8 protein-coding genes are annotated in these 11430 nt (G+C 66.9%); 5 read left to right on the forward strand and 3 right to left on the reverse strand.

Features of this window, described 5'->3' with window-relative positions:
* Window positions 1–6: 6 nt before the first annotated feature.
* From DFR40_RS07290 to DFR40_RS07300, 3 genes are all read right to left on the reverse strand, one after another.
* Complete coding sequence (locus tag DFR40_RS07290; RefSeq protein WP_121457818.1) at window positions 7–630, reverse strand: ParA family protein; 624 nt, start codon at window positions 628–630, stop codon at window positions 7–9.
* On the reverse strand, window positions 627–1955 hold the full coding sequence (locus tag DFR40_RS07295) for a TAXI family TRAP transporter solute-binding subunit (RefSeq protein WP_245985630.1): 1329 nt from the start codon (window positions 1953–1955) through the stop codon (window positions 627–629). Before DFR40_RS07295 ends, DFR40_RS07290 begins: the two co-directional genes overlap by 4 nt.
* Before the next feature lie 135 nt (window positions 1956–2090).
* A complete protein-coding gene (locus DFR40_RS07300; protein ID WP_121457820.1) occupies window positions 2091–4229 on the reverse strand; it encodes a UvrD-helicase domain-containing protein in 2139 nt (712 codons plus the stop codon).
* A gap of 244 nt (window positions 4230–4473) precedes the next feature.
* Here DFR40_RS07300 and DFR40_RS07305 point away from each other — a divergent pair, with 244 nt between their 5' ends.
* The 5 genes from DFR40_RS07305 to DFR40_RS07325 all read left to right on the forward strand — a co-directional run bounded on the left by DFR40_RS07305 (window position 4474) and on the right by DFR40_RS07325 (window position 11425).
* On the forward strand, window positions 4474–4824 hold the full coding sequence (locus DFR40_RS07305) for a hypothetical protein (RefSeq protein ID WP_121457821.1): 351 nt from the start codon (window positions 4474–4476) through the stop codon (window positions 4822–4824).
* 195 nt (window positions 4825–5019) lie between these two features.
* Entirely contained in the window at window positions 5020–7629 is a 2610-nt protein-coding gene (gene leuS / locus DFR40_RS07310; protein WP_121457822.1) for a leucine--tRNA ligase, read from the forward strand.
* A 10-nt stretch (window positions 7630–7639) separates the two neighbouring features.
* Complete coding sequence (locus DFR40_RS07315; RefSeq protein ID WP_121457823.1) at window positions 7640–8173, forward strand: LPS-assembly lipoprotein LptE; 534 nt, start codon at window positions 7640–7642, stop codon at window positions 8171–8173.
* Complete coding sequence (holA, locus tag DFR40_RS07320; protein ID WP_121457824.1) at window positions 8173–9204, forward strand: DNA polymerase III subunit delta; 1032 nt, start codon at window positions 8173–8175, stop codon at window positions 9202–9204. The genes DFR40_RS07315 and holA overlap by 1 nt, the downstream gene beginning before the upstream one ends.
* 34 nt (window positions 9205–9238) lie before the next feature.
* The gene (locus DFR40_RS07325) at window positions 9239–11425 is read left to right on the forward strand and encodes a TonB-dependent receptor plug domain-containing protein (protein ID WP_245985631.1); all 2187 of its coding nucleotides are present in this window, start codon (window positions 9239–9241) and stop codon (window positions 11423–11425) included.
* Window positions 11426–11430 lie beyond the last annotated feature (5 nt).

An 11430-nucleotide genomic window follows, 5' to 3' on the forward strand; every position in this document is an offset into this window, starting at 1 on the left:
CTCCGGTCAGCGCTCGACCCAGTCGAGGATCGCCTGCCACTGTTCGAGGTCGCGCTCGGCCCGCGAGCGCGGCAGGTCGAACAGGGTCATGCCGGCGGCGGCGGCCTGGACATAGACCTGGGTGTCGCGCAGGTAGGCCAGCACCGGCAGCTCGAAGGAAGCGAGGAAGCGTTCGAGTTCGCCGGCGGCACGGGTGCGCGCATCGACGCGCATGCCGATCACGGCGACGTCGGCGCGGCCCTTGCGCACCGCCTTCTCGTCGAGCAGTGCCTCGAGGAAGTGGCGGGTGGCGCGCATGTCGAACGTGGACGGCTGCACCGGCACGATCACCCGCGTGGACAGCTTGAGTACCTTGTCGAGCAGCTTGCCGCCGAGGCCGGCCGGGGTGTCGAGGACGACGTGCGTGGTCCCCTTCGGCGGCCGGGCGACGTTGTCGTGGCCGATCGCCCAGGTCTCGATGGTCGGCAGCTCGAACGGCCGCGTCGCCAGCCATTCGCGCGCCGACTGCTGGCGGTCGATGTCGCCGAGCATGACGTCGTGGCCGCGATGGGCAAAGTAGCCGGCGAGGTTGGTGGCCAGCGTGCTCTTGCCCGACCCGCCCTTGGGATTGGCGACGAGGAAGCCCTTCATGCCGACAGCTCCTTCTTGTCGAGGATGTTGCGTACCAGGTTCACGTGCTCGCGCAGCGTATAGACGAGGTCGGTGAAACCGAGCGGCACGTGCAGGCCGACCGCCTCCTCGTCGAGCGCGTCGAGACGCTGCCGGTATTCGGCGAGGCGGGCCGGATCGTAGTGGTTCTTGAGGTCGTCCTCGAGGAATTTCAGCTCGCCGTAGCAGCGGAACACCTTCGAGCGGACGCGCCAGCTGTAGAGCGCCGGTGCCACCCGCAGCAGCGGGATGAGCAGGGCGATCACCGGGACCAGCAGGACGATCAGCCGGTCGACCAGCACCGCCATCCAGAACGGCAGGTAGCGCTGCAGGAAGGGCGGACCGGCCTTGAAGAAGCGCTCGGCCTCGGAGGACAGCGGCAGCATGCCGTCCATGTAGGCGGGAAATTCGTTCGCCGTCTGGAAGAAGCCCGGCTTGCCATGGACCTGGCGCGCCGCCTGCAGCAGCAGGTTCTGCAGCGCCGGGTGGAGATCCTCGCTGACCACCAGACTGGCCGTCGGCGCCAGCACCCGGGTGTCTTCCGGCGGCAGGTCGCGGACCAGGTCGGCGACGCCCTTGGGCATCGTCAGCCGGGTCAGGAAGGGATAACGGCGCTCGTAGGCGAAGGACTGCGAGAAGTTCATCAGCTTGACCCCCGGCGAGCGCAGCAGCACCTGGACCACCGGCGCGTGCTCGGCGGCGATCACGAAGGCGGCGTCGATGCGTCCCTGCTGCAGTTCCTCGGCGGCGTCGAGGCCGGAAATGGCGACCGTGTTGCGGGCGAAATCGACCTCGTTGTCGGTCAGCAGCCGCTGCGCCAGCTGGCGCACGCCGGAGCCTTCCTGGCCGATGGCGATGCGCTTGCCGCGCAGGTCGGCCAGGCGGCTGATGGTCGGGCCGCGGTAGAAGACCCAGACCGGCTCGTAGAACATGCTGCCGAGCGAGACCAGGCCGAAGTTGTCAGGCTCTTCGTCGAGACCGAGGTCGGGCGGCGGCTGGATGACGCCGCCCTGGACGAAGCCGATCTGCGCCTCGCCGCTTTTCAGGCGCTCAAGGTTGTGCAGCGAGCCTTCCGAGGTGCGCACCTCGAGCGTGATCCCGGCACGGGCGAGGATCGCCGCGTAGCGCTTGGCGAAGTGATGGTAGGCGCCGCTCTCGCCGCCGCTGGTCATGACCACGTGGCGCGGTGGCGCCGGCTCGACGAACTGGTAGGCGACGACGAAGCCGATGCCGGCGATCAGGAAGATCCACCAGGCGGTGGCAAAGAGGTCGCGTAAGGAAAGTAGGCCAGCCTTGATTTTCGCCATCATGCGTCTTCGGGAAAACCCTGTCGTCGTCAAGATGCCGAGGGTATCACCGCGGCCGCCGGCGATCTAGCGCGGGGCGGCGGAAATCGGGGCTTTTCGACGGTCGACCGTAAAATCCGGGCAAAAACGCCGGCCTCAAACCGGCGTCAGCTTGGCATATTCCAGCGCCAGCCATTTCATGCCGGCACCGCCGCCGAAATTGACCTGCACCCGCGCATCGGCGCCGCGCCCCTCGGTGGCGACGATGACGCCGAGGCCGAACTTGGCGTGCTCGACGCTCTGCCCGACGCGCAGCCCGCCGGCCACCGGCTCGCTGCTGGCGGCGGCGTAGCCGCCCCAGGTCGGCGCCGGGGCCGCGGCCTTCTTGTTGAGCTTGAGCAGCAGTTCTTCCGGAATCTCGTCGAAGAAGGACGAGGCCGTGCAATAGCGCGTCTGCCCGTGCAGCATCCGCGTCTGCGCGCACGAGAGATAAAGCCGCTGGCGGGCGCGGGTGACCGCGACGTACATCAGCCGGCGCTCTTCCTCCAGGCCGTCGCGTCCCTCGCTGACCGCGTTCTCGTGCGGGAACAGGCCCTGTTCGAGGCCGCTGATGAAGACGACGTCGAACTCCAGGCCCTTGGCCGCGTGCACCGACATCAACTGCACCGCTTCCTGGCCCTCGCCGGCCTGGTGCTCGCCGGATTCGAGCGAAGCGTGGGCGAGGAATGAAGCGAGCGCGCCGCCTTCGCCGATCGCGCCTTCGTCGTCGACGAAGGTGGCGGCGGCGTTGATCAGTTCGTCGAGGTTCTCCAGCCGCTCCTGGCCTTCCTTCTCCAGCCGGTAATGCTGGGCCAGGCCGGACCTCTCGACGACATGCTCGATGATCTCGGGCAACGGCAGCTTCTCGGTCTCCTGGCGCAGCGTCTCGACCAGGCGGATGAAGGCGCCGACGGTCTGGCCGGCCTTGCCGGTCAGCGAGGCGGCGGCGTTGTAGAGGCTGGAGTTCATCTGGTGCGCGGCGGCCTGCAGGTTTTCCAGCGAACGGGCGCCGATGCCGCGGGTCGGGAAGTTCACGACGCGCAGAAACGCGGTGTCGTCGTCCGGGTTACCCAGCAGGCGCAGGTAGGCGAGCGCGTGCTTGACTTCCTGGCGCTCGAAGAAGCGCAGGCCGCCATAGACCTTGTAGGGCACGCCCTTGGTGAACAGCTCGTGTTCGAGCACGCGCGACTGGGCGTTCGAACGGTAGAGGATGGCGCATTGCGTCGCCGGCACGCCGTCGCGGACCAGTTCGCGGATCTCGTCGACGATGAAGCGCGCTTCATCGATGTCCGAATAGGCTTCGAAGGCGCGGATCGGCTCGCCGTCGCCGGCGTCGGTCCACAGGTTCTTGCCGAGGCGCTCGCGGTTGTACTTGATGATGGCGTTGGCGGCGGCGAGGATGTTGCCGTGCGAGCGGTAGTTCTGCTCGAGGCGGATGATGTTGTCGGCGCAGTAGTCGCGCTCGAAGTCGCGCATGTTGCCGACCTCGGCGCCGCGGAAGCGGTAGATCGACTGGTCGTCGTCGCCGACCGCGAAGAGCCGGGCACCGCCGCCGGCGAGCAGTTGCAGCCAGGCGTACTGCAGCTTGTTGGTATCCTGGAACTCGTCGACCAGGATGTGCCGGAAACGCTGCTGGTAATGCGTGCGCAGCGGCTCGTTGCGCTGCAGCAGCTCGAAGCAGCGCAGCAGCAGCTCGGCGAAGTCGCAGACACCCTCGCGATTGCACTGGGCCTCGTACTCGGCGTAGATCTCGACGCGCTTCTGCGTGTAGTGGTCGTACACCTCGGCCTGGCCGGCGCGCACGCCCTGCTCCTTGTGCGCGTTGATGAAATGGCACAACTCGCGCGGCGGATACTTCTCGTCGTCGATATTGAGGTTTTTCAACAGGCGCTTGACCATCGCCAGCTGGTCGGCCGAATCGAGGATCTGGAAGGTCTGCGGCAGGCCGGCCTCGCGGTAGTGCGCGCGCAGCAGCCGGTTGCACAGGCCGTGGAAGGTGCCGATCCACATCCCGCGCACGTTGATCGGCAGCAGTGCCGACAGGCGCGCGGTCATTTCCTTGGCCGCCTTGTTGGTGAAGGTCACCGCCATCACGCCGTGCGGGCCGGTCTGCCCGGTCGAGATCAGCCAGGCGATCCGCGTCGTCAGCACGCGCGTCTTGCCGCTGCCGGCACCGGCCAGGATCAGCGCATGCACCGGCGGCAGCGTCACTGCCTGCAGTTGGGGAGGATTGAGGTTGGCGAGCAGGTCGGACATGGTGTGGGCGGTTCGCGGAAACAGCCTGCCAGTGTACAACGCCGCCCCGGTTTTGCCCGCAGCCGGGGCGGCGCGGCGTGTTGCGATTGTGCAACGCAACAATCGGATACGTGTTATCCCTTACTGACCGCCAGGACGGTAAAAAGTATACTGGCGAAAAATATATTGCACTGCACAAAACTTTTTGCCCACAAGGCAGTCTTACAGCGAGTGGTCACCGCCACGACAGAGAAGGAAGAACATCATGAACAACATGCAAGCGCCCAAGATCCTTCCGTGGATCGCCAAGAAGGCCGGCATCAGCGAAGAGCTGGCACTCAAGCTGTGGCGTCGCGCGGTCAGCGAAGCCGAATACCTGAGCGGCCAGTCGGCCGGCGCCGAATTCTGCGGCCTTGCCGTGCAGCGTTTCCTCGCCATCGTCGAGGAAGAATCCGGCGCGATCGCCAGCGACCGCCTCGACCCGGCGCCGCAGCTGACCTGGATGTGGCGTCACCAGACGCGCATGTCGCTGCTCTCGCTGATGGCCGCGCAGAATGCCTATCGCTGCTGGCAGAACACCTGGAACGACATGGTCGGCCAAAAAAAAGCCGCCTGACCGGGCGTCGCTGACGTCCGGCCCGGGGCAGCAGGTCGCACCGCCGCCCCGGGGAACCGAACCCCGAATCCGGGAAAAACGCCCGGTTCCGACGGTCGACCGTCGGATTCGCTGAAAAACCGGGGCCGAAACCCGGCCGCGCAACCGCTATAATCGGCGGTTTGAACGACGCATTTCAGCCAGAACCCCATGCCCATGCAGGAAAAATACACCCCGGCCGACCTCGAGCGCGCCGCCCAGCAACACTGGGATGAAACCGGTGCCGCCCGCGCCGTCGAAGACGCCAGCAAACCCAAGTACTACTGCCTGTCGATGTTCCCGTATCCGTCGGGCAAGCTGCACATGGGCCACGTGCGCAACTACACCATCGGCGACGTGCTCTCGCGCTTCCACAAGATGCAGGGTTACAACGTGCTCCAGCCGATGGGCTGGGACGCCTTCGGCATGCCGGCCGAGAACGCCGCGCTGGCCAACAACGTCGCCCCGGCCGGGTGGACCTACTCGAACATCGCGTACATGAAGACGCAGCTCAAGTCGCTCGGCTTCGCCATCGACTGGGAACGCGAGTTCGCCACCTGCACGCCCGAGTACTACCGCTGGGAACAATGGCTGTTCACCCGTCTCTATGAAAAGGGCCTGGTGTACAAGAAGCTCGGCACCGTGAACTGGGACCCGGTCGACCACACCGTGCTCGCCAACGAACAGGTCATCGACGGCCGCGGCTGGCGTTCCGGCGCGCTCATCGAGAAGCGCGAGATCCCCATGTACTACATGAAGATCACCGCCTACGCCGAGGAACTGCTGGCCGAACTCGACAACCTGCCGGGCTGGCCGGAACAGGTCCGCCTGATGCAGAAGAACTGGATCGGCAAGAGCACCGGCGTCCGCTTTGCCTTCCCGCTCGCCGACAATCCTGACGAAAAGCTGTGGGTGTTCACCACCCGCGCCGACACCATCATGGGCGTCACCTTCGTCGCCGTCGCCGCCGAGCATCCGCTGGCCACCAAGGCTGCCGCCAGCAACCCGGAACTCGCCGCCTTCATCGAGGAATGCAAGAAGGGCGGCGTCGCCGAAGCCGACCTCGCGACGATGGAAAAGAAGGGGATGCCGACCGGCATCTACGTCAGCCATCCGCTGACCGGCGAGAAAGTCGAAGTCTGGGTCGGCAACTACGTGCTGATGAGTTATGGCGACGGCGCCGTGATGGCCGTGCCGGCGCACGACGAGCGCGACTTCGCGTTTGCGCTGAAGTACGACTTGCCGATCAAGCAAGTCGTTGCCGTCGAAGGTGAAACCTTCAGCGACCAGGCCTGGGCCGAGTCCTACGCCGACAAGGTCAAGGGCAAGCTGGTCAATTCCGGCAAGTACGACGGCCTCGGCTATGAAGCCGCCGTCGACGCCATCGCCGCCGACCTCGCCGCCAAGGGCCTGGGCGAGAAGAAAACCCAGTTCCGGCTGCGCGACTGGGGCATCAGCCGCCAGCGCTACTGGGGCTGCCCGATCCCGATCATCCATTGCCCGACTTGCGGCGACGTGCCGGTGCCCGATGACCAGTTGCCGGTCGTCCTGCCGGAGAACGTCGAGATCACCGGCGCCGGCTCGCCGCTGGCGAAGATGCCCGAGTTCTACGAATGCAAGTGCCCGAAATGCGGCGGTGACGCCAGGCGCGAAACCGACACCATGGACACCTTCTTCGAGTCGTCGTGGTACTTCCTGCGCTACGCCTGCCCGGACAACGCCACGGCCATGGTCGACGAGCGCGTCGCCTACTGGTGCAAGGGCGGCATCGACCAGTACATCGGCGGCATCGAGCACGCCATCCTGCATCTGCTGTACTCGCGCTTCTTCACCAAGCTGATGCGCGACGTCGGCCTGATCGGCGACCTCGGCGAGCCTTTCGCCAACCTGCTGACCCAGGGCATGGTCGTCGCCCCGACCTTCTACCGCGAAGCCGAGAACGGCAAGAAGCTGTGGCTCAACCCGGCCGAGGTCGATGTCGTCACCGACGAGCGCGGCCGCCCGACCGGCGCCACGCTCAAGGCCGACGGCCAGCCGGTGATCATCGGCGGCACCGAGAAGATGTCGAAGTCGAAGAACAACGGCGTCGATCCGCAGTCGCTGATCGAGCAGTACGGCGCCGACACCGCGCGCCTGTTCATGATGTTCGCGGCCCCGCCCGACCAGTCGCTGGAATGGTCCGACGCCGGCGTTGAGGGGGCCTACCGCTTCCTGCGCCGCTTGTGGAAGACCGTGTACGACCACGTCCAGTCGGGCACGGTCGACGCGAAAATCGAGCAAAAAACGCTGTCGACCGTGCAGGCCGACCTGCGTCGCAAGCTGCACCAGACGATGGGCAAGGTCGCCGACGACTACGGCCGGCGCAAGCAGTTCAACACGGCGATCGCCGCCGTCATGGAACTGCTCAACGCCTACGACAAGTGCGACCTCGCCGATGCCGCCGGCCGCGCGCTCGCCCAGGAAGTCCTGGAAAGCGCCGTGCTGCTGCTCTTCCCGATCGTCCCGCACATCGGCCAGGCCCTTTACGCCGAACTGAAGCCGGGTGCCGATGCCGGCAGCTCGGCTTTCCCGAAAGCCGACCCGGCCGCCCTCAAGCAGGACGAGATCGAGCTGGTCGTCCAGGTCAACGGCAAGCTGCGCGGTGCGATCCGCGTCCCGGCCGAGGCCGACAAGGCGAGCATCGAAGCCGCCGCGCTGGCCAACCCGGACGCGCAGAAGTTCATGGAAGGCAAGCCGGCCAAGAAGGTCGTCGTCGTCCCCGGCCGCCTGGTCAATATCGTCGTCTGAGGAAAACCGCATGCGCCCGCTGCCCCGCCTCCCGCTCCGCTTCCTGCTGGCCCTGCTGGTCGCCGCCCTGGTGGCCGGCTGCGGCTTCCACCTGCGTGGCTCGGGCAGCGGCCAGCTGCCGTACAAGACGATGCACATCGCCCTGCCGGAAACCGCCGAAGTCAGGATCTGGCTGGAGCGCTACATCAAGGCCACCGGCGACACGCGCCTGGTCGACGACCCCAAGGCTGCCGACGCGGTCTTCCAGCAGCTGGGCGACAACCGCCAGAAGACCATCCTCAGCGTCAACGCCCAGGGCCGCGTGCGCGAATACCGGATGCAGCTGAACTACAGCTTCCGGCTGGTTGACGGCAAGGGCCGCGAGATCGTCGCCCCGAACCGCATCGCACTCAGCCGCGACATCAGCTTCGATGACTCGAGCGTGCTCACCAAGGACATCGAGGAAGGCCTGCTCTGGCGCGACATGAACAACGACCTGGTCAACCAGATCATGCGCCGCCTGAGCCTGACCAAGCCCAAGGACCCCGAGCAGGAAGACGACTGATGCTGCTCAAGGCCGAGCAACTGGCGGCGCACCTCGAGCGCGAGCTGCGCCCGCTCTACGTGCTCTACGGCGACGAGCCGCTGCTGGTCATCGAAGCCGCCGACGCGATCCGCGCCCGGGCACGCAGCAACGGCTACAGCGAGCGCGAAGTGCTCACTGTGCTGCCGCAGTTCGACTGGGGCCAGCTGCTCGCTGCCGGCGGCAACCTGTCGCTGTTCGGCGACCGCAAGCTGATCGACCTGCGCATCCCGGCCGGCAAGCCGGGCAAGGAAGGCAGCGCGGCGCTGCAGCAGTGGTGCCAGAACCTGTCGCCCGACAACCTGTTGCTGGTGACCCTGCCCGAACTCGACTGGCGCGAGGAAAAGGCTGCCTGGTTCACCGCGCTGGCCAACGCCGGCGTCGCCGTCAAGCTCAATGCCCCGCCGCTCGCCGAACTGCCCGGCTGGATTGCTGGTCGCCTGCGCCGGCAGCAGCAGAGCGCCGACCCGGAGAGCCTGAAGTTCATCGCCGAACGGGTCGAGGGCAACCTGCTCGCCGCCCACCAGGAAATCCAGAAGCTGGCGCTGCTCTATCCGGCCGGCAAGCTGGCCCACGAACAGGTCCGCGAAGCGGTGCTCAACGTCGCCCGCTACGACATCGAAGGCCTGCGCGAGGCGCTGCTGGCCGGCGACATCGGCCGCCTGGCGCGCACCCTCGACGGCCTGATGCAGGAAGGCGAGGCGCCGCCCCTGGTGCTCTGGGCGATGAGCGAGGAAATCCGCGCGCTGGCGACGATCCGCGCCGGCCTCGACGCCGGCCGCCCGGTCGACGGACTGCTCAAGGACGCCAAGGTCTGGGGCCCGCGCCAGCTGCCGGTGAAAAAAGCCCTGCAACGCCTGTCGACCGTGACACTCGAGGCGGCGCTCCGGCACGCCGGGCGGATCGACCGCCTGATCAAGGGCATCGGCCAGGGCGACCTGTGGGAGGAGTTCCTCCGCCTCGGCCTCTCCCTATGCCAGCCCGGTAAGGCTGACGCAAGAAATCGCGTGTAAGCTTCACCCGGGGAAAAATACCGGGGGAAATTCCATGTTTCGCATCGACCGCCGCGCCATCGCCGCCGCGCTGACGCTGCTCGCGTTGGCGCCGCTGCAGGCGGCCGACGACGTGTTGCCGCTGCTGCCGCTGTCGCTCGACGAGCTGATCGCCACCCCGGTGACCACCGCCTCCCGCCGCGCCGAGGCCCGCACCCAGACGCCGGCGCACATCATCGTGATCACCCGCGAACAGATGCGCGACCGCCGCTACAAGAACCTCGCCGACCTGCTCGAGGACCTGCCCGGCGTCGACTTCCAGCGCGGCACCCGGTCCACCCAGTTCAACCATTTCGTCTTCCAGGGCAACGCCGGCAACAACAAGCTGCTGATCCTGCTCGACGGGGTCCGCATCGACCACCCGGCCGGCGGCAAGATCCCGGTCGCCGACAACTTCTCGCTGCACTTCGCCCGCCAGGTCGAAATCCTCTACGGCCCGGCCGCCGCGCTCTACGGCGCCGACGCCGTCGCCGGCGTGATCAACATCATCACCGACAAGGGGGGCGAAGCCGGTAGCAAGTTCGCCGTCGGCGCCGGCAGTTTCGGCTCGCTCGACGGCGACTTCCTGGTCAGCGGCAAGTTCGGCGGCGTCGGCATCACCGCCGGCGCCCACGACCAGAGGAGCGACCGCGCCCCGCTCGACGACTACTACCCGCGCGACTTCGCCAAGGTCGCGGCGCGCACCTTCGGCGGCAGCATCGTCGTCCCGGCCGACCAGCGCGAGGACTATAAAGGCGGGATCAGCAGCCAGAGCCAGTACTTGCGCGTCGACGTCGGCGAGCGCCTGACGCTCGGCTTCTACCGCAACCGCTTCCGCAGCCTGTCGAGCACCGGCGACCGCCCGGCCAGCGTCCTCTATCTCGACAGCGCCTACTGGGACACCACGCTGGAAACCTGGCAGGCCCGCTACCGCGCCGACCTGTCGCCGACCCTGAGCAGCGAGACGCTGGTCGACCACTCGCGCTACCAGCTCGACCCGAAAAGCCGCTACATCAACATCTTCACCGACTTCGAGAACCACGGCTACGACTACGCTTACGGTCGACGTGCCGGAATCGAGCAAAACCTCAGCTGGCGCCCGAACGACGCCCACACGCTGCAGGCCGGCCTCGGCTACCGCGATTACCGGGCAATCGAGACGCCCGACCTGCCGCAGCCCTACGACACCGGCAAATCACCCGCCAACCAGGGCATGAACTACCCGAATACCAGCCTGCCGCTGCAGATCTTCGAGGCCCGCTACCGCAGCTGGTCGGGCTACCTGCAATGGCAGGCGCAGTGGCGCCCCGATTTCTCCACGGTCGCCGGCCTGCGCCACGACTGGTACTCGACCTACGGCGGCAGCACCAATCCGCGCCTCGGCCTGGTCTGGCAACCGCGCGCCGGCAACTTCCTCAAGCTGCTCTACGGCGAGGCCTTCCGGGCGCCGTCGCCGGAAGAAAGCTACAGCGCCTTCGGCAGCTTCGACGGCGGCGGCAACCCGATCGGCACCTTCCGCGCCCCCAACCCCGACCTCCGCCCGGAAAAATCGAAAACCCTGTCGCTGACCTGGGACTGGCGCCCGACCCGGACCTTCAACCTGATTGCCAACGCCTACCAGACCGCGGTCGAGAACGTCATCATCACCCGCGCCAACGCCACGCCGATCCAGTACATCCCCGGCGCCACGCTGACCGCCACCGATTCGAAGCAGAACGGCGGCAGCGACCGCTATCGCGGCATCGACCTGATCCCGCAGTGGCAAAGCCACCTCGGCGGCGCCTGGACCGCCGACTTCTGGGGCAGCTACAGCTATGTCGAAGGCTATTTCCGCGAGGTCAACGATGGCCCCAGGCTCGAACAGATCAACATCGCCCGGCACAAGCTCAAGCTCGGCGTCACCTTGCGCTACCAGGACTGGCTGACGCTGACGCCGCGCCTGCAGTGGATCGGCGAGACCACCACCGGCGCGATCAACCGGGCCGCCAACGACCGCGTCAAGAAGACCGACGCCTACGCCCTGGCCAGCCTGCACGTCGGCCTGCACAAGCTGGCCGACGAACGCTTGTCGCTCTATGTCGACATCTACAACCTGTTCGACAAGCGTTATCACGCGGCCCACACCTCGTCGTCGGGCGTCGTCATGCAGGCCGTGCCGCAGCAGCCGCGAACGCTGATGGGCACCCTCGAATACCGCTTCTGATCCGC

Origin of the sequence: Azonexus fungiphilus (assembly GCF_003634965.1) — a bacterium.
Taxonomy (GTDB): domain Bacteria; phylum Pseudomonadota; class Gammaproteobacteria; order Burkholderiales; family Rhodocyclaceae; genus Azonexus; species Azonexus fungiphilus.